The sequence below is a fragment of the Fischerella thermalis PCC 7521 genome (genome assembly GCF_000317225.1).
Classification (GTDB): Bacteria; Cyanobacteriota; Cyanobacteriia; order Cyanobacteriales; family Nostocaceae; genus Fischerella; species Fischerella thermalis.
On the sequence record NZ_AJLL01000099.1, the window covers coordinates 1 to 19,693 of the forward strand.

Below are 19,693 nucleotides of genomic sequence, written 5' to 3' on the forward strand. Positions count from 1 at the left end.
AAAATAGATAAATTGTTTCATAGGCATTGCATACTTACACTCCTGAGCAAAATGTGAATTCCGTAGCACTAAATATCAATATGTTGCTCAACCATGTGTCTTAACTCAAAGTGAAGTAGCTTTATTTAAGAACACAATTTCAGCCTAAAATTTTTTGGTTGCAACCTGATTCATGCTACTAAAGCATGATTTTGGATATATACAACAGACTGAGGCAGAAGCACTTACCTGTATATAAAACTGTTAAAACAGATACTTTTTTTACTTAAAAATTACATATTATTAAGTCTTTTTTTTACTTCGGTGATTTTCCAGTTTATAGAATTTTTCTATTACATTGTCAATTAATTTCACAGAAGCTTTATACAATTTTAGTCATATATAAATTTTTACTTTGACTCAAAAATTGAATAGGGAGTATCTGTAAAAATAAATACAACACGACTACTGATATTTAGGAAACAGAATAACATTAAACTTAAAAATGCACCGTATAAATACTTTTATTATATAAAGTTCTCCTTTTAAAAGTAGTTTTTTTTCTCGTGTAAATACTTAAAGAAAACTTTACTAAAACTAAAAAATTTAAACAACGGTTTGAGGGTATAGTATATGCTATTACTGAAATCTAGTTTTTAAAGTATGTGTGATCTTTTTGTCAAAATATCTTTAAAAGCTTAGGTGTTGGTAAATCTACAGCACAAAGTATTGAAAGCTACCAAAATATTAAACCTGCTGAAATAACCCCAAGGATTAGGTAATGAATCAGCCAGTTAACAATAATGGTATGGCAATAAGTAAACTTCAGCACTCCGGTGTCGCTGTGTGGTTTACCGGTTTGAGTGGTGCAGGCAAGACCACAATTAGCAGCGCTTTAGAGAAAGTGTTGCTTTCCCAGGGCTACAAGGTGGAAGTTCTAGATGGAGACGTAGTGCGCCAAAACTTAACTAAGGGTTTGGGCTTCAGCAAGGAAGATCGAGATGAAAATGTTCGCCGCGTGGGTTTTGTTGCTAGTCTATTGTCTCGTAATGGTGTAATTGTACTGGTTTCGGCTATTTCACCCTATCGAAATATTCGGGAGGAGATGCGGCAGCGTATTGACAACTTTGTTGAAGTTTATGTGAATGCGCCGCTAGATGTGTGTGAGCGCAGAGATGTCAAAGGACTTTATCAAAAAGCTCGTTCTGGGCAAATTAAGAATTTTACTGGGATTGATGACCCCTACGAACCACCATTAAATGCAGACATAGAGTGTAGAACTGACCTAGAAAGCTTAGAAGAAAGTGTATCTAAAGTTTTGGCGAAGCTAGAAGAGAGGGGTTATGTACAAGTTTACTCCCAGCATCAAACGGTTGAAGCAAGATGAACCAACATTTACAACTGAGCAAGAGCAGTTACAGCTTGGTGCTGCTTTGGCAAAGGAAGGACGTTATGATGAAGCTTTGGCAGAACTAACAAAAGTTCTAGAAACTAATTCCAACTCAGTTCATGCTCATTTAGCTGTAGGCAATATCTATCTCACACAAAAGCATTACCAAGAGGCTTTGCATCATTTTTTGGCAGTGATGTTGTTAGATCCTCTTATGCCTGAGGCTCCACTAAATGCTGGACGTGTTTATCTAAAACAGGGTAAGCTGAGCCATGCTTTGGAACAGTTTGAGAATGTTCTCAATTTAGATCCTAAGTCTGCACCAGCTCAGGTGGGTATTGCTCAAGTGTGTATAGAACAAAAGCAATATGATGCTGCTGTACAGAGATTGAAATTTGCTTTGAGCTTAGATCCTGAAATGTCCTTGGCTCACTTGCTGATGGCAGAAGCATATAAAAATAAAGGGAATATATCAGAAGCTGTCATGGAACTCAAGACTGCTCTGAGCTTGAACTCTAAATTTGTGCTTGCTTATATTAAGTTGGGCCGCATTTACTTAGAACAAGAGGAATACACAGCCGCTAAAGATGCATTTGAAGCAGCCATTAAACTCAACCCAGCTATACCTGCTGCTCGGTTGGGGTTAGCAGAGACTTTGATTCAAGAAAACAAATTAAAAGAAGCTGGTGAGGTGATCAGTAATCTTGCTAAACATCAACGGCGAGAAGGTTGATTTTATTTCTTGCACCAATGTCAGTAAGCCTTAAATCCTACCTAGAACTCAAGTTCTAGGCTAATAGCTCAACTCCATTAAAATGGAGTAAAGTTCCTTGGTCGTCTTATACACGAAGACTTTCCCTATCAGCCTGAGGTTTGAACCTCAGGTAGTTTATTACCAAACACAGATAGCAAACCTCTACTCAATACATGCTTATTGGTATTGTCTTTGTATATCTTCATTTTTCTAACTAAATCTTTCCGGTTTTAACTTCGGAATCAATGAACCCAGCACTGCTGGGTTATTTTTTTTGCTGGAGAGTGATTACTATGGTTGTGCGTTTGCGTAGCGTCTCCTACGGAGCATAGCTTTCTATACTTATGGTAGTAGCTGCATGTTTGAATCGAGTCCTTTGTAGGCTCCGCTTTTAGAGGGTTTTCCGGTTACTTATTGTTTTCGGGCGATCACTTCTCCAATAACATAACGTTTTTGTAGATTTACTATAGCAGTTTACTATTGAGTGGAATACACTCAAATTATGCGATCGCATCAGACCTGTTAATAGCTTTCAGCTTTCTTAGAATATCTAAGAAGGATAAGCTTCATTTTCGCCAAATTCTCATTCACTAAAGATGTCATAAGTTTAATTACCATATAATTTTAGTAAAACTATGTTTCACGAGGATTTAATAACTGTGCGTGATGATTTAAAAGGTTTAGACATAAGTCTAAGCGAACTACAATATTTAACAAATTTACCTGTTAATGATGAACTAGTAATTATTATTAATCCTATCAAGCAAACACTACAAAGTTTTATACAAAAAGCAAAAGGACCAGAAGGAGCGACTACAATTTTTCTCGTAATCACTATATTAGTCGTTATTTATCTTGTATTTGATATACTTGCTAAAAGTCTTATAATTGGCACATTTATTCCATCTTGGATTTTATTGATTGCATTTGTTGGTGTGGGTGCTGCTATTACACAGTTGATATTGTATCTAATTTGGAAACAGAAAAAGAAGCTAGTCAAAACTAACATTACACCTTCCCTTGAGATGCTATTGATTGATGTTGATAGATATAATGCTGTTATTAAGGCAATAGATATCAACGACCAAATAGAAGCAGCCGGTAATCTAGGAGTAACCATCAAAGAAAGAAGTAAGGTTATCGAAGCATTACAACTTACAAAAGCTGATCTGATACGTGCTTTAAAAACAGAGAGAATTTTGAGAGAAAATCGGAAATTTATTATTAGTAACTCGGAACTATTTATGAATAACTTGGCAACTTTAACAGCAATGCAAGTACCAGAACAAGCTAGTGAACATGGAAAATTATTAAATGAAGCTTTACAAATTGCCTTGGATGTTCAACATGAAATGAGACGTTTACAGAACCAGCATTAAAATTGATACATCTAGACAAACTGCTTCGTAGTTAACGCTACACAACCAAGTATTAAGTGTTAAATATAATGCCAACTAATATCTGAGATTAGTGTTAATTTTTTCCATTTATTTCTGAGAAAAAACAATATCCTTGTTATGAAATATAGGAAAGCTAATTTATGGTTTTGCAGCAGATTTTTTTGTGAATTAACTCTCCTATTTTCCTGTTTGCTTTATTGTTATCTGTAGATGGAAATGAAGAACCTTGGATCGTTAGGGAGCATCTATGAAAAATAATGAAGGTGATCGCGGTAGTGGCAGATTTGATTGCTAACCAGCTAAACCATACTCCATCTAGACATCCATGATGGTAAAGGCTATTCCTTGGGAAGCAACAGGATTTTATTTTGGCATTTTGGCAACAATTCGGATTCGATAAAAAGTAAAGTAAGTGAACAATCCGTTCTTGCACAAAATTAGCGCGAATTGTAAAAAATTCCTCCCCTGCTTAGCCACAGGGGTATTTTATTGGGAATACATTGAAATAACAATTACATTCTGAGATTAATGCTTGGAATCTTATCAAATTAATTTGCTTTTGCCATAAAATATTTAAGTGCGAAATGAAATTTATTAGACAAATCATCAGTTATTTTTGGCATTTTGGCAGATATATACATTTAAAAACGGATATTGTAGAGAAATCATAAATCAAGTGCAAGAGTGTCAAACTACAGGATTCCCGGAGATTAATCCGGGAATTTTTATCTTTATTAACACCAAAAAAAAACAGCAGATTGCAGAAAGCATGAAGTTCAGCACCTTCTCCTGATCAAGAAAACGTATCAGGAAGTTAATATAATCAAGCTATCATCAGTATATAAGTACTAATTATGTTTAGTAGCTCAGGATTAGATCACACTCAGCGCTAGCACATCTTCAGCTCAGTTTCTAAAATAATTCTTACGAGTAAAGCGATCGCATGATCGTCTAGACAGTGATATCGAATGATCATACATATAGTTCTACACTTTATTTACCCAGCGTATGGAATCTTCTCAACGATTTAAAATAAAACAGTGTTAACTAAAATTTATATAGAATTAGCTAGGGATCGCCTATCAGCATGGAATGGAAAGAAATCTCTGGTAACTGGGTATTGATTCCTGGAAAGCCCACAGGTATAATTCATTTCCTCGGTGGTGCATTTGTTGCCACCGCACCCCATATTACATACCGTTTGTTATTGGAAAACATAGCAGAAAAAGGCTTTGTTATTGTAGCCACACCTTTTATAAATACTCTAGATCATACAGCGATCGCCCAACAGACCCTGCTCAATTTTGAGCGTACTTTACTACGCTTAGAAGACAGAGGGATGTTAGGCAAAAAATACCTTCCTATTTATGGAATCGGACACAGCATGGGATGCAAGTTGCATTTACTGATTGGTAGTCTTTTCCCGGTAGAACGTGCAGGTAATATCCTCATTTCTTTTAACAATTATGCAGCACGAGATGCAATTCCTTTGATAGAGCAGTTCAGCTCTACATTTCAGTCTAATTCCAGCTTTGCTGTTGAGTTTACCCCTTCACCCTTGGAAACCAAACAACTCATCCAGGAAAAATATAGTGTCCGTCGTAACTTATTAATTAAATTTAACAATGATACGATTGACCAATCAGCGTCTCTGGCTGAACTTTTGCAAAACCGTTTTCCAGAAATGGTGACAACACAAATACTCCCAGGAAATCACCTCACGCCTTTGGGACAAGATGTGAAATGGCAAACAGGTAAAGATTTTAATCCCTTGGATGCGATCGGACAATGGTTAAAACAAGAAGTATATCGTGATCTACAGCAACTAAAACGCACCATACTTTTTTGGCTTAATCCGTTGTCGTCACCGCTATAATTAGCTATTTGAAGTTTACTAATTGCAAACCACCCCATACATGCTAAAGAGGGGAGTGTGAGGGGTGTGAGAAGTATGTAGACGTGCTTTGCGCGGTGAGCCAGTGCGGTCTTGGGGGATTCGGGGTTTCCCCCATGGGCGTAAGCGTGAACCCGTAGACGCACTCATAGGCTTCTCGTAGGGTGGAGAATGAGGAGTAAGAGGAGGTTTGAGAAGAAATAGGATAGTTACTGGTACTCCCTGTCTCCTACACTTTATCCTCTATCCCCTGTCTTCTGCCTTCTATTTGAGCCTATGTTTCAAATTCTAGTAATTGACGATGACCCAGCAGTACGGATATTGCTGAAAAGAATGCTGGAAAGACAGGGTTATGAAGTAGTTGCTGTCAGCAACGGTGAGGAAGGAATTAAACAGGCGTGTACTGGCGATCCAGCGTTAATTATTTGTGATTGGATTATGCCAGGAATGAGTGGACTAGAAGTTTGCCAACGCATCAAAGCAGATCCAAAATTATCCACTACATTTTTCATTCTTTTAACATCTCTCGATTCAGTTGCCGATCGCGTTAAAGGTTTAGATGCTGGCGCTGATGACTTTATCACCAAACCGATCGAGCATAATGAATTGCAAGCACGGGTAAGAGCGGGATTGCGCCTGCATCACTTAAGTCGAGATTTGCAAAATCAAAAGCTTATTTTAGAAGCAGAATTGGCAGAAGCAGCCGAATATGTGCGCTCGCTGTTACCTCCTCCCATGACCAAACCATTTAGTATTGATTTTTGCTTCATTCCCTCACGGCAACTAGGCGGTGATTGTTTGGATTATTACTGGCTTGACCCTGATTATCTGGCAATTTACTTATTAGATACTGCCGGACATGGACTTAGAGCAGCTCTACCTTCAATTTCTGTACTTAATTTACTGCGATCGCGCGCGCTTAAAAGTCTTAATTACTACCAACCCAGTGAAGTCTTAAAGGCATTAAATGATACTTTTCAGATGAATTACCAAAATGATAAATACTTTACAATTTGGTACGGTGTTTATAACCGTGTCCAGCGTCAATTAATCTATTCTAGCGCTGGTCATCCACCTGCAATTTTATTATCTCCTAAATCAACGAATTCTGCTGAAGTTAAACTTTTGAGAACCCCTGGTATGCCAGTCGGAATGTTTCCACAAGTCAAATATGTTGATGGTTTTTGCAGTATCGAAGAAAATAGCACTCTTTATATTTTTAGTGACGGGGTTTACGAAATCACCAAATCTGATGGCACACTTTGGGGTTTGGATGCTTTTATCAAAATGTTGGTTGGGTTAAAGCATCCTCAAAATTGCCAACTTAACCAAATAGTCAACCAATTGATGGCTGTCAATTCCCAAGAAGTTTTCGATGATGATTTATCTATACTACAAATGAAATTTGATTAGATGTTTAAATTCAAAAATATTAACTAATTTTCATTAGCAATTAGATTAAAAATAATAGATAAAAATATAATTTTATTTTCCTAAAATTCATTGGTAAATTGATTGACATCATCTTGGTTATTAATAGATCTATGAAATTCATCTTGATTGGTAAAAATCTCAATAACCTTATCAATGCCTGTTAATTGAAATACGATTCTGACCTGTTCATTAATAGAACATATGGCTAGTCTGGTATTAGCTGCTCGCAAAGCTTTAAATGCTAAGACCAAAGCACCAAGACCAGAACTATCCATAAATGTTACTTCTTTGAAATCAACTAATACAGTCTTGACACCGCTTTCTAGCTCTGCGGTAATTTTATCGCGAAACTCTTGTGATTTAGTAGAATCCAGAATTCCGTCTATTTGAATAACTTTGACTGAATTATTCATCATTTCCTACTACTGGAATAATGTCCTAAATTTAGCATGACATCTCCAAGTATAATTGCTAATACCATTTGTTGCCATATCCAAAATATTTAGACTATTATTTTTGCCTAGTTAACTGTAGGTTACGTTGCTGCATCATACATACAACATCTGATTCACATTTATTTAGTATTCCCAAAAATTCTCACATCTTAAACAGTGGGTATATATTTTCTTCGTTGGAATAAGCAAAGAACTAACACTTAATAAACAACTCTTCATAAGGGACTAACCTTGGCTCGATAAAGTAACTTGTCCCCTTGGCGATAACCTATGTAGCGTACCCTAACAATATCTCCTGGTTGTGCAATACCATCCATCAATTGATGCAACAGGGGATCGTAGGGTAGTTCTGCTCCTACAGATGCGATCGCTTCTATTCCCCACTGCTGCAAAAGTCTTTCTAGGGGTTTTTCTACCAACGGAATAATGTTGACAGCACTCAACTGGGGATTTTCTCGCGCTTTGTGGGCTGCTGTGGGAAATTGCAATAACAAAGATTCCAGCAGTTGTAAATTTGACTGCTGGAACTCTTGCTGCAAAGTTAAACGCTGCTGTTGTAGTTGTAATTGCAGGCGATCGTACTCTGTTTTTAAATCTGTGATTTGTTGCAATAATTCTTGAGGTGGTGTGGCTTTATTGGGTAATAATTCTTGCCCAGAAAAATTTGCCACTAATTCCTGTAATGATATTTGGAGTGCTTGCGACAGCTTGAGCAGCACATCTAAGCGCATCTGCTCGACTCCTAGCCGCCGCAGCCGCAAAATTTGTCGTTCGGAAACGCCAGCAGTACGACTGAGTGTCTTATAACTCAAAATGCCCACTCGTTGCATTAAATCTTGTAACTTTTGGGTGAAATCAGTTTCGGGCATTTTCACATACTAGTTGGTAGTTGGTAGTTAGTAGTTAGTAGTTGGTAGTTATCTGGTGAACTACCCACACTGTATCGTCAGGTTAGTGTGGGCTTCCAACTTCACAGAAGATTGCTGCATCTTGGACTTACGGCGATATAGTTAAGACTATCAACTAATAACTAATCACTGTACGGCCGTAGACACGCTCATAGGCTCCTCGTAGGATACACCCCTACCCACTAACTACTAACTATTAACTATTCTTCCAGTAAACTTCTCAACATCCAAGCAGTTTTTTCATGCACTTGCATCCGTTGAGTTAATAAGTCGGCTGTGGGTTCGTCGTTTACTTCTTCTACTATGGGGAAAATAGACCTTGCAGTCCGTACGACGGCTTCTTGTCCTTCTACTAGTAAGCGAATCATATCCGTAGCTTTAGGTACTCCGGAGGTTTCTGGTATTGAACTGAGTTGAGCAAATTCGCTATAGGTTCCTGGCGCTGGATAACCAAGCGCTCTAATACGTTCAGCAATTAGATCAACTGCCATAGCTAATTCTGTATACTGCTGCTCAAACATGAGATGTAATGTTTGGAACATTGGCCCAGTGACGTTCCAATGAAAATTATGGGTTTTCAGATACAAAGTGTACGTATCAGCTAGTAAACGAGACAATCCTTGAGCTATTTTTGCTCTGTTGGTTTCGTCAATACCAATGTTTACTGGTAGAGATTGCATAGTTTTCTCCTGGTTATAGTTAATGGCTGTTTGTCATTGGTCATTTGTTGATAGGATAGGCTTTTATGCCAAATGCTTCATTAGTACACTCTTAGGTGCTTTGCGGACTCGGGCTAAAATTGTTTCTTTGCCTAAACGTTGACAAGCTTCATAACGATGGCAGCCAGAAAAGCCATAGTATTGTCCATCTACTTCTATAACGTCTATCGGTTCTTGCTGCCCGATTTCACGAATTGATTCCATCAAGGCTTGCACTTTGTTGGGATCGTTTTGGCGTGGCAAGGGTCGCCTAATCTGATTTAAAGGTATTTCTTGGACTCTTACCATAGTTACTATCTCCCGCTTACCTATATAAATCATACTCGTTATGAGTTTATATTGCAAGTGTATTGTTAAAAGAGTTTAAAATGTAGCCAACATTAATAGCTAAATAACCTTATAAAGCTACTAAACTACAAAAGAAATTCGTCGTCTAAATTTAAGATGACACTGGCTGCGGATCTACTTGTATGAAAATATCGCTTTGGCGTTGTTCGTATACTGTACTAACAACATTTTGTTTATTGGGCTTGACGGCTGCATCGCGTCCTGAGGGATTGGCAAATGACATAGAACTGAGGATCGGGATTGTACAGCGATTTGGAGATGATCCGAAAGAGGAATTGCTACTCGAACCCACAGAGGGCGATCGCTTGCGGCTCAAATTTCAAAAAGGTAATAATCAGCAGCAAACTCTGGTTACAAACAAACCAGTGAAGTTGGAAGTGACAATGCGACCGTTAACGCAACCAGTAGTTGAGGAACGGTTAGTGCTGGGAACCTACCGCACTTATGAAACAGCTGAAGATAGCGCCAGAAATTGGCGTGCCAAGGGTATAGAAGTAGAAATAACTCAGCCAGAACGTTGGCAAGTATGGGCAAAACGGGATGTTTACAGCACTCCTCTGCTACGTCGCTTACTATTAGAAAGCTTGCAGGCTGCTGGCAAGAAAAAAGTATTTATTTCTACAAGAGTCTTGCAACAAGTGCCACAAGTTAGCTGGGTAATAGATGGCAAGCGTTACAGTCGTAACTATGTAGAAATTGACAGCGATAAAAATTTAATTAAGGTAAACGAAGGTAAGAAACCGCAGAATGCTCGACTTTATGCCGGGCGTTTACAGTTACAGTCAAATGCTTATGGTACTTATACCTTAGTAAATGAAGTACCTTTAGAAACATACTTACGTGGAGTAGTACCCTATGAAATAGGTACACAAGCTCCAAAAGCCTCAATGGAAGCACAAGCAATTATTGCTCGTACCTATGCTTTGCGGAATATACATAGATTTGAAGCAGATGGGTATCAATTGTGTGCTGACACTCACTGTCAAGTATATTATGGATTGAAGGGAGCCACTGCCGTTACAGACCGGGCGATCGCTACTACACGGGGTATGGTACTAACTTACAATGATGAGTTGGTAGACGCTCTTTATTCTTCTACTACTGGTGGTATTACGGCTGCTTTTAGCGACGTTTGGAATGGAGATGACCGTCCTTATCTGCAACCCGTAATTGATTCTCCCAGTAATATTTGGAACTTAACTGGGCAGAGTCTCGCGGATGAAAATAATTTCCAGAGGTTTATCAGCCTGAAAAAAGGTTTTAATGAAAGCGAGTGGGATCTTTTTCGGTGGCGTAGAGAAACTAAACTAGAAGACATTGCTAAAGGTTTACAAAAATTTCTGAAAGTCAAAAATAGTCCTTATGCCAAATTTAAAACCATTAAGGGGATGAAAGTAGTAGAACGCAGTAGAAGCGGACGTATTCTCAAACTTGCAGTTGATACTGATATTGGTACATTTTACTTACATAAAGATGAAGTCCGTAGTGCTTTTGCTGCCCCTGTCAGTACATTATTTTACTTGCAACCCCTAAATAAAGGTAAACCAGGGCTGTGGGGATATGCTTTTGTTGGCGGTGGACTTGGTCACGGAGTAGGTTTGAGTCAAACAGGCGCACAACACTTAGCTAAACTAGGGTGGTCGAATGCAAAAATACTCGAGTTTTACTATCCTGGTACTCAAATTCAAGTCCTTAACAACACCATTAAATTAACAAACTCAAACTCTGTACATACAACAGTAAGTCTCAAATGAACCGCGTTGTAGGGGCAATAGCTAGCTGTACTCTCTCACATAAAAACTGCTGTCATGGACAATACACTGCATATAAACTCACAAGTTCCTCAAATTTGTGACCTATAACAATAGGTGTAAAATTCAGGAGCGACAAGACAGCCCCAGATTTGAGGAATCGAACAGGTAAGGCCTTCAGATAGAAAAAATTTAAAGGAGGAGTATCTTTATTTTTGCAAGCCAATACATTAACAATGTAAGCCGATGCAAAAACTATAGCGGGCATCTGGAGCAACAAAATTATGATCAAAAAAGTGATTATCGACCCTGTTACCCGAATTGAAGGACACGCCAAAATCACTATTTACCTAGATGATACAGGACAAGTTAGCGATGCTCGTTTTCACGTAACAGAATTTCGCGGATTTGAGAAGTTTTGTGAAGGGCGTCCACTGTGGGAAATGCCAGGAATTACAGCGCGTATTTGTGGCATTTGTCCGGTGAGTCACTTGTTAGCTTCTGCCAAAGCAGGCGATCGCATCCTTGCGGTGACAATTCCCAAAGCAGCGGCAAAACTGCGCCGCTTGATGAATTTAGGACAAATTATCCAATCCCATGCTCTGAGTTTCTTTCACCTCAGCGCCCCAGATTTATTATTGGGAATGGATAGCGATCCCCAAAAACGCAATGTCTTTGGCTTAATTGCTGCTGAACCAGAACTTGCCCGTGGGGGAATTCGTTTGCGTCAATTTGGACAAGAAATTATTGAACAATTGGGAGGACGTAAAATTCACCCAGCATGGGCGGTTCCTGGTGGTGTCCGCGAAGCTTTATCCCAAGAAGGACGCACCCATATTCACAACCGCATTCCAGAAGCACGCACCATAGTATTAGATGCACTGGGTAGATTTAAAAGCTTACTGAAGAATTATGATAAAGAAGCACAAACTTTTGGGAATTTTCCTAGCTTATTTATGGGGTTAGTCACTCCTGAGGGTTTGTGGGAGAACTACGACGGACATATTCGTTTTGTAGATAGCGCGGGGAATATTATTGCTGATAAACTCGATCCAACTCATTATCAAGAATTTATCGGTGAGGCAGTTCAACCGGATTCTTATTTAAAGTCTCCCTACTATCGTCCTTTGGGTTATCCTGACCAAAGTAGCCATTGTCGTTTAGATAGTGGTATTTATCGAGTAGGACCTCTAGCACGTCTGAATATTTGCAGTCACATTGGTACACCATTAGCTGATGCGGAGTTGAGAGAATTTAGAGATAGAGGTAAAGGCACTGTCACCTCATCATTTTTTTATCACTACGCCCGGTTAATTGAAATTCTGGCATCAATTGAGCGCATTGAAATTTTGCTAGATGACGCTGATTTATTATCAAATCGACTGCGTGCCGATGCTGGTATTAATCAATTAGAGGGAGTGGGGGTCAGTGAAGCACCACGCGGAACATTATTTCACCATTATCAAGTTGATGAAAACGGCTTAATTCAGAAAGTTAATTTAGTAATTGCCACTGGTCAGAATAATTTAGCAATGAATCGTACAGTCGCGCAAATTGCACGGCATTTTATTCACGGTTCAGAAATTCCTGAAGGGATGTTGAATCGAGTTGAAGCCGGAATTCGAGCTTTTGATCCTTGTTTGAGTTGTTCGACTCATGCAGCAGGGCAAATGCCATTACATATTCAATTAGTAGGAGCAGCTGGAAATTTAATTAATGAAGTTTGGCGGAATTAACAGCACAGAACCTCTCAGTTGAGCAATCTATATGCAGAGCGTTCGCCTTCAATTGTGACCTGAAATGAATTGGGCGATCGCAATAATTCATCCTTGGATAAGACAGATAGTGTATTAAGGGCAAGAGCGATATCTCAACTATAAACTATCATCCCGCTTCCCCCAAGTTTCGCTGCGCTACGCATGGGGCTTCTCGCACGATTTGTTAAACTAGTAGAATAAGGCAGTTATTATTTTAGGTAAAAAGCTTACTGTACAAGCTTTTTGTCCACTTAATTTTTTAGCTGCACTAACTACCAAATCAATAAGGCAGGAACGCACGCAAATGCATTACCTGCCGTTTTGCTAAGATACACAACTTGGATTTTTGCCAAATTATCTTTTCAGGGCAGACACAACAGAAGACAACTCGTTTTCTGTTTGTGCTGCTTTTTTGTTTCCCTATTTTTAGGACATCGATAAACTCTTGCAAGAGATTTAGGTGTGAGGCGCCTAATTTTTAGTAGAGTTCTTCTTCTTTGTGGGTTTCGATGGTGCAGTCTCCAGTTGGATAAGCTACACAAGTCAGAATATACCCAGCTTCTATTTGATCATCATCTAAGAATGACTGGTCAGACTGGTCTGGAGCCGATCCAGATACAAGTTTACCAGCGCAGGTGGAACAAGCACCAGCACGGCAAGAATAGGGCAGGTCAAGACCAGCTTCTTCAGCAGCGTCTAAAATATAGGTATCGTCGTCACAGTCAATAGTTGTATTAAGCCCTTCAGCTTCGTTAATGAGTGTAACTTTGTAAGTTGCCATGAAGTAATCCTCTCTTTTGCAAGCGGCAGTATAAGTTATCTTGAAGCAAATAGTCCGGCTACTCCTATAGGATTAGTCGTTTGTTATGTTTTGCTTCACTTCTGATACTACGAGAAAAACAAAAGGATGTAACCGGAATTTCAAGCCGATTAGTAATGAAATTTAGTTACTTGATAATAATAAGTTTTACTTATAGAATTAAACACCGAATAGTTAAACTATTAGATAATTTTATAATTTGGAAAAAAAGTTTGAATGTGTAAATACATCGTTTAATTAACCGATAAAATCTCATGATACAAATATCTGATTAGACTATAAGTCAACTGGATAAGAAAATAAGGATGAAGTGTGAAAGATAAAGTATTAATTTTAATCCTTCTGCCTTCTGCCTTGATTAATTTGCTTTGTCCTGAAAATAGTAAGAATGGATAAAACAAAAGTGCGTATTGGTTTGATTGGTACTGGATATGCGGCAAAGCTACGCGCAGAGGCATTAATGTGTGATGAACGATCGCACCTTGTTGCTGTTGCTGGAAATACACCCACAAAAACAGTAGCCTTTGCTGAGGAATTTCACTGTACAGTCATGAATTCTTGGGCAGAATTAGTGGCTAGAGATGATGTGGACTTGGTGATCATTTGTACTGTAAATCGAGATCACGGTGCGATCGCAGCATCAGCCCTCTCTCATGGTAAACACGTAATTGTTGAGTATCCCTTGGCTTTAAGTGTCGCAGAAGCTGAGGAACTGATTGCCCTAGCAAAAATCCAAAATAAACTCTTACACGTAGAACACATCGAACTTTTGGGTGGTGTGCATCAAGCCCTGAAGCACAACTTACCACAAGTGGGGCAAGGGTTTTATGTGCGCTACAACACAATTAAACCAGAGTATCCCGCACCCAGAAAATGGACTTACAGCCATGAACTCTTCGGTTTTCCCTTAATGGGTGCGCTTTCCAGAATACACCGGTTGACTGATTTATTTGGTCAAGTTCTCACTGTTAATTGTCACAATCGTTTTTGGGCAAGGGAAACAGAATATTATCAAAGCTGTTTGTGTGTCGCTCAGTTGAGCTTTAGCAGTGGACTGCTAGCACAAGTGATCTATGCCAAAGGCGAAACTATGTGGCAACCAGAACGCAGGTTTGAGGTTCATGGTGAAAAAGGAGGACTAATTTTCGATGGTAATACTGGAGTTTTAGTCAAGGCAGACGAAACCACACCGATTGAGGTTGGCACTCGCCGAGGATTATTTGCCAAAGATACAAGTATGGTGTTAGACCATCTTTTTGATGGTACTCCGTTGTATGTTACCCCAGAGGAAAGCTTGTATACTCTTAAGGTTGCCGATGCTGCGAGGCGTTCTGCCGAAACGGGGCTAACCGTGGTTGTTAATGATAATTAAAAATATATGAAAAATCAAACTATTGTCATCCTATCCCAAAGAGAACTAGAGAAAATGCGTAAGGCTGGTCGCTTAGCAGCCGAACTTTTACATCATTTGGAACCAATGGTGAAACCAGGAGTTAGCACCCTGGAAATCAACGATGAAGCAGAACGGTGGACACAAGCTCATGGGGCTAAAAGTGCGCCTCTTGGTTACAAAGGCTACCCCAAGTCGATTTGTACCAGCGTGAATGAGGTCGTTTGTCACGGTATTCCTAATGCCAAGCAGATTCTTAAAGATGGTGACATTATCAATATTGATGTGACACTGATTGTCGATGGTTATCACGGTGACACATCCAAGACATTCTTTGTGGGTACACCCTCACCCACTGCTAAAAAGTTAGTCGAGGTGACACAGGAGTGTCGTGACAGGGGTATTGCTGAGGTGAAACCAGGTGCACGCATTGGAGATATTGGTGCTGCGATTCAGGAATATGCTGAGTCACAGGGTTTTTCTGTAGTGCGAGACTTTGTTGGACACGGGATTAGCAATGTTTTTCATACTGCACCAGATATTCCCCACTACGGCACACGGGGCAAAGGCAGAGTATTGAGACCTGGTATGGTATTTACTATTGAACCGATGATCAATGAAGGTACTTGGGAAGTTGAGGTTTTAAGTGATGGCTGGACTGCTCTAACACGCGATCGCAAACTCTCGGCCCAATTTGAGCATACAATTGCTGTCACAGAAGATGGTGTGGAAATTCTAACCCTTCCCTAGTACACCTGCAACTAAAGTTTCAGGCTAATAACCAAAGTCCGTTTTAACGGACTAAAAAATTATAAAAAGTACTAAGAAAGATAGAGAATTAGCTCGCAACAGGTCATCCTGGGAGCATGAGTATGAGGCTGTTAATAATGCAAATTGGAAATTGGCACGAGATAAGGATAAGTGGAAACTCAGCTTTCCCTATTGACTTGCTTCGATTTATGATCGAGGCGAATTGCTTGCTCTAAAGCCAATTTCTCTTTCGACCTACGAGCATAGGGTTGTAGCTTACTTAAATTCCAACCAGTAATCAGACTCATCTGCTCTAAATTCATTCCCTTCATCAGCATTTCTACACACCAGGTTTGTTGAGCTTGCTCAATGGCAGGCTGTTGTCCTTCTGGTGTCAGCAATCCTTCAGTTAATATCTGCCAAATTCTCTGTATTTCTTCCTCAGATATTGGCATTCCCTCATTGTTGAGAAATAACGCCGTATGTTCATCTTTACGGCTTTTGAGCCATTGAGTTAAGGGATTGCGAGTATAGGAGCCATAGCGCTTACCCATAATCCACTGATTCACAGGCACTTGTCGAGGAGTACCTTGAGTGATTTGTAATAAGTGCTGATTCGCATTGTTGATTTGATGCGATCGCTCTAAATTCGCAATTTCCGATGCAGATAAACCTGCTGCAAACAAGATGTAAATTAAGGCATAATCTCGCAGTCCTGATTTTTTGGCTCGTTGCAAAATCAGGTGAACTAAATTTGCTGGTAAATCTATCACCTTTTCTGTAGAAATAGATTCTCCTAAACTTGTAGAGTTTGTTGCTCCCTTCAAAAACAGCGCCACCAAATTTTCTAAAAACTCGTCTCTGTCAACCCAAAGTTGGTGAAATTCACTGGTAAATTCAATCACAGCGTACCCCACTAACATACTATTGAGTAAGCTTGCTAGCTTATCAGCTGGTAAATGGGTATGTAATTGCTCACGTTCCATGACTGTTGCTAAATATTCGGCAACATAGTGATTAGCTTGAGTTAAGCTGCGTCCTAGAGCTTGACGATTTTCTAAAGGGTAATTTCCTGCTTCACCAACTACAGAACGCACCAGATCGGGGACTTTTTCTAAAGCCTGTAGGCGATCTTCACAATAGTTTTTCAGCGCTTGGTGAACACTACCTGGTTGGCTAGCTTGAATTTTTAAAGACTCATCCAGTTCTTGAAATACTGGTGATTCCGAAATTACTGCCAAGAGTAACCCATGCTTATTACCAAAATGCCGGAATATTGTCACTTCATTAACTTCTGCTAATTCTGCAACTTGTTTGGTTGTGGTCTCGGTGACTCCCTGTGTCGCAAATAGTGATCTGGCTGCATTTATTATTCTTTGTCGAGTAGAAATGACTTGATTAGACATAAGTTAAAAATGCAAGTAACACTTGCAATTAAATTTTATTCTTGCTAGACTTAGGCATGTAAGTAGCACTTGCATCCTCTATTCCTAGTTTAGCTGTTTTTGTCAACTGACACAGGGGATGCAATAACCAGTACATGCTTGGCAAGCTTGGCACTGGTTGATTTACAGTATTCACGTCAAAGGAAAAATTTTATGACTACACACTCAACAGCGGCTGTTGACAAACAACCGTTGACTCTGAGTTGGACTAGCGTGGTATTTTTTGGCACGTTCCACGCCCTAGCACTGCTTGCTCCTTGGTGTTTTTCTTGGTCTGCTTTGGGAATAACCATATTCCTGCATTGGTTATTTGGCAGCATCGGTATTTGTTTAGGGTATCACCGACTTTTGACTCACCGAAGTTTGCACGTACCGAAGTGGTTGGAGTATGCGATCGCAACTTTGGGCGCTCTTGCCTTACAAGGAGGGCCAATCTTTTGGGTGGCTGGACATCGACTACATCACCTTCATACCGAAGACATAGACAAAGACCCTTACTCCTCCCGACGTGGTTTTTGGTGGAGTCATATGCTGTGGATTTTTTACCCGCGTCCAGAGTTTTTTGAATATGAAATGTACAAAAAATTTGCTTCTGATTTAGACCGTGATCCATTCTATCGTTGGCTAAATCGCTACTTTTTGCTATTACAAATTCCTGTTGCTGTCCTCTTGTATGCTTTGGGAGGATGGTCTTTTGTTGTCTATGGTGTGTTTCTACGAGCAGTATTGCTTTGGCATAGTACTTGGCTAATTAACTCTGCAAGTCATCTGCGTGGTTATCGTCATTTTCAAGTAAATGATAACTCTCGTAATCTTTGGTGGGCAGCACTTCTAACTTATGGAGAAGGTTGGCACAATAATCACCATGCTCATCCAAATTTAGCCAAAGCTGGATTGTCTTGGTGGGAAGTAGATATGACTTGGTGGGCAATTAAAGTTTTGCAGACTCTGGGATTAGCCAAGAAAGTAAATGTTAATAGTTAATAGTTAATAGTTAATGGTTAGTGGATAGTGGTTGATGGCTAATAACAATTACCAATTACCCATTACCAATTACCAATTACCCATTACCTACTAACTACCTTCCCAATTTATTGGGAATACCTTCGCAGCCACGAGGAATTGTAGCTCTGGTTTTTTCCCCACCCCAAGCACAGCAGTAGTATCGGTTGGCTTCAGACAGGCGCTGGACATCACTCAAGTCTGCATCTTCGACGACAGCACCTGTGTATTCACCAGTTTTGTAGTTTGGTGGATGGGTACGACTACGAGGAGTTGCATTTTCTACTGAACCATAGAACAAACGAATTCCGTTCAAGTCAGCACCACTGAGATTAGCTTCATATAAGATGCTACGACTGAGGTTAGCTTTAACTAGGTCACATTGGCTGAGATTAGTACGGACAAGATTAGCCTCACTTAAGTCAGTCCACCGCAGATCAGTACCAGAAAGATCTGCACCTGCAAGCATTACACCTAAATCAATCACGCGCACACCGTGAAGTCGGTCTTCACAGTAACCTCCTGTACCATCAAGAATAGCTCGACCAAGCAGGCTGTCACGTTTTAGGGGTGAAAGCAATTTAGAACGAGATAGAAATCGCAGTATCTTTGCTTTCCCACTACCATCTACACTGCTGAGAATAGCCGCAGTACGTCCTTCTGCTAGTAACCTTTCTTGAGGCCAATCTTCTAATAATCCTTCTTCATCTAATACTAGATCGGAAATACCTTGAAAATAAGAATCTATAGTCTGCTGCTGGGTAATAAGATTTTGTTGAACAGTGAGCAAGTTTTGCTGAATAGTAAGGTCTTTAGAAATAATGTACTGTCGCCAGGCAATGTAAACGGCGATAATGGCTATGAGAATTTGTCCTAAAGCACCAAACCATTCCGCTAGTGTCCCAGAGGCTTCCCAGTTAATTTTGCGTCCTACAGAAACAAGGTAATTAGCAAGGCCGCTATATTTGATTAAACCAGCGATCGCTACTATAATCCCCAATGAACCAAGTACTAAGGTTTGCTCTTGGGCTGAAAACCACTCTTTTTGTAGTTCTTCCAACCAAGGCCAAACTACAGCTACAGATAATAACAAAGTGACAATGGTTCCCACAATGCCAACAATCCAGTTATTGATGGCAAGTCCGATGATAGTAGTCGCGATCGCGGCTACTACCAGCAACAAAGCCCTTGGTTTAACAACAACAGCTTTGTTAGAAACTGGTTTGGCTGTGGAACGTGCTTGTAGTAAAGCAGATGTGTTTTGCGGAGACTGTAATGAGGCAATGGCAGCTAAGGCTTGCTGTCTAGTCAGTTCATCTGAAGTCAAATCACCGTTAGATGAATTTTCAAAATCATCTGGTTGCAAGTTTTGTTCTGTTATGGATTCTGGATTTGGGGTTTGGGATGAGTTGGAATCAATCGACATAGATATATTTTCGCACCAGCATTCTCAAATCAACAGCTGTCCTATAGTAGCTGTCGCAGTATGGATGTTCG

17 protein-coding genes are annotated in these 19,693 nt (G+C 39.7%); 10 read left to right on the plus strand and 7 right to left on the minus strand.

The features are described from left to right. Nucleotides 1–760 precede the first annotated feature (760 nt). From cysC to UYK_RS0121255, 5 genes are all read left to right on the plus strand, one after another. Complete coding sequence (gene cysC, locus UYK_RS0121235) at nucleotides 761–1,366, plus strand: adenylyl-sulfate kinase (protein ID WP_009756774.1); 606 nt, start codon at nucleotides 761–763, stop codon at nucleotides 1,364–1,366. Then, complete coding sequence (locus tag UYK_RS0121240; RefSeq protein ID WP_016872126.1) at nucleotides 1,323–2,102, plus strand: tetratricopeptide repeat protein; 780 nt, start codon at nucleotides 1,323–1,325, stop codon at nucleotides 2,100–2,102. Before cysC ends, UYK_RS0121240 begins: the two co-directional genes overlap by 44 nt. Nucleotides 2,103–2,758: 656 nt before the next feature. Beyond that, nucleotides 2,759–3,502 (plus strand): hypothetical protein, encoded by a 744-nt coding sequence (locus UYK_RS0121245; protein WP_009756776.1) that lies wholly within the window; start codon nucleotides 2,759–2,761, stop codon nucleotides 3,500–3,502. A 1,108-nt stretch (nucleotides 3,503–4,610) separates the two neighbouring features. Continuing rightward, nucleotides 4,611–5,399: a DUF1350 family protein gene (locus UYK_RS0121250; protein ID WP_009756777.1), complete on the plus strand. Its 789-nt coding sequence runs from the start codon at nucleotides 4,611–4,613 to the stop codon at nucleotides 5,397–5,399. 294 nt (nucleotides 5,400–5,693) lie between these two features. After that, entirely contained in the window at nucleotides 5,694–6,830 is a 1,137-nt protein-coding gene (locus UYK_RS0121255; RefSeq protein ID WP_009756778.1) for a PP2C family protein-serine/threonine phosphatase, read from the plus strand. Nucleotides 6,831–6,910: 80 nt separating this feature from the next. Here UYK_RS0121255 and UYK_RS0121260 read toward each other — a convergent pair whose 3' ends face one another. The 4 genes from UYK_RS0121260 to UYK_RS0121275 form a co-directional block, all read right to left on the minus strand. Continuing rightward, on the minus strand, nucleotides 6,911–7,264 hold the full coding sequence (locus tag UYK_RS0121260) for an STAS domain-containing protein (protein WP_009756779.1): 354 nt from the start codon (nucleotides 7,262–7,264) through the stop codon (nucleotides 6,911–6,913). Between the two features lie 257 nt (nucleotides 7,265–7,521). Then, nucleotides 7,522–8,175 carry a nucleotide exchange factor GrpE gene (gene grpE / locus UYK_RS0121265; protein ID WP_016872128.1) on the minus strand — a complete coding sequence of 218 codons (654 nt, stop codon included), beginning with the start codon at nucleotides 8,173–8,175 and terminating at the stop codon, nucleotides 7,522–7,524. Nucleotides 8,176–8,414: 239 nt separating this feature from the next. Next, entirely contained in the window at nucleotides 8,415–8,894 is a 480-nt protein-coding gene (locus tag UYK_RS0121270) for a Dps family protein (protein ID WP_009756781.1), read from the minus strand. Nucleotides 8,895–8,957: 63 nt separating this feature from the next. Next, nucleotides 8,958–9,221, minus strand: a complete 264-nt coding sequence (locus UYK_RS0121275; RefSeq protein ID WP_016872129.1) for a ParB N-terminal domain-containing protein — start codon at nucleotides 9,219–9,221, stop codon at nucleotides 8,958–8,960. Nucleotides 9,222–9,403: 182 nt separating this feature from the next. On the opposite strand from UYK_RS0121275, the gene UYK_RS0121280 reads away from it, so the two are divergent. Together UYK_RS0121280 and UYK_RS0121285 are read left to right on the plus strand one after the other, a co-directional pair. Beyond that, nucleotides 9,404–11,035: a SpoIID/LytB domain-containing protein gene (locus tag UYK_RS0121280; RefSeq protein WP_009756783.1), complete on the plus strand. Its 1,632-nt coding sequence runs from the start codon at nucleotides 9,404–9,406 to the stop codon at nucleotides 11,033–11,035. Between the two features lie 281 nt (nucleotides 11,036–11,316). Then, complete coding sequence (locus UYK_RS0121285; RefSeq protein ID WP_016872130.1) at nucleotides 11,317–12,768, plus strand: Ni/Fe hydrogenase subunit alpha; 1,452 nt, start codon at nucleotides 11,317–11,319, stop codon at nucleotides 12,766–12,768. Nucleotides 12,769–13,267: 499 nt separating this feature from the next. Here UYK_RS0121285 and UYK_RS0121290 read toward each other — a convergent pair whose 3' ends face one another. Further along, complete coding sequence (locus UYK_RS0121290) at nucleotides 13,268–13,570, minus strand: ferredoxin (protein ID WP_009756786.1); 303 nt, start codon at nucleotides 13,568–13,570, stop codon at nucleotides 13,268–13,270. Between the two features lie 427 nt (nucleotides 13,571–13,997). Between UYK_RS0121290 and UYK_RS0121295 the strand changes: the two genes are divergently transcribed. Both UYK_RS0121295 and map read left to right on the plus strand, forming a co-directional pair. Continuing rightward, nucleotides 13,998–14,981, plus strand: coding sequence for a Gfo/Idh/MocA family protein (locus UYK_RS0121295; RefSeq protein WP_009756787.1), 984 nt, complete (start codon nucleotides 13,998–14,000; stop codon nucleotides 14,979–14,981). A gap of 6 nt (nucleotides 14,982–14,987) precedes the next feature. Then, nucleotides 14,988–15,749, plus strand: a complete 762-nt coding sequence (gene map / locus UYK_RS0121300; RefSeq protein WP_009756788.1) for a type I methionyl aminopeptidase — start codon at nucleotides 14,988–14,990, stop codon at nucleotides 15,747–15,749. A 179-nt stretch (nucleotides 15,750–15,928) separates the two neighbouring features. Here map and UYK_RS0121305 read toward each other — a convergent pair whose 3' ends face one another. Next, complete coding sequence (locus tag UYK_RS0121305) at nucleotides 15,929–17,155, minus strand: TetR family transcriptional regulator (RefSeq protein WP_009756789.1); 1,227 nt, start codon at nucleotides 17,153–17,155, stop codon at nucleotides 15,929–15,931. A gap of 192 nt (nucleotides 17,156–17,347) precedes the next feature. Here UYK_RS0121305 and UYK_RS0121310 point away from each other — a divergent pair, with 192 nt between their 5' ends. Then, the gene (locus tag UYK_RS0121310) at nucleotides 17,348–18,178 is read left to right on the plus strand and encodes an acyl-CoA desaturase (protein WP_009756790.1); all 831 of its coding nucleotides are present in this window, start codon (nucleotides 17,348–17,350) and stop codon (nucleotides 18,176–18,178) included. 94 nt (nucleotides 18,179–18,272) lie between these two features. On the opposite strand, the gene UYK_RS0121315 is transcribed toward UYK_RS0121310, so the two are convergent. Further along, complete coding sequence (locus UYK_RS0121315) at nucleotides 18,273–19,622, minus strand: pentapeptide repeat-containing protein (RefSeq protein WP_009756791.1); 1,350 nt, start codon at nucleotides 19,620–19,622, stop codon at nucleotides 18,273–18,275. Nucleotides 19,623–19,693 lie beyond the last annotated feature (71 nt).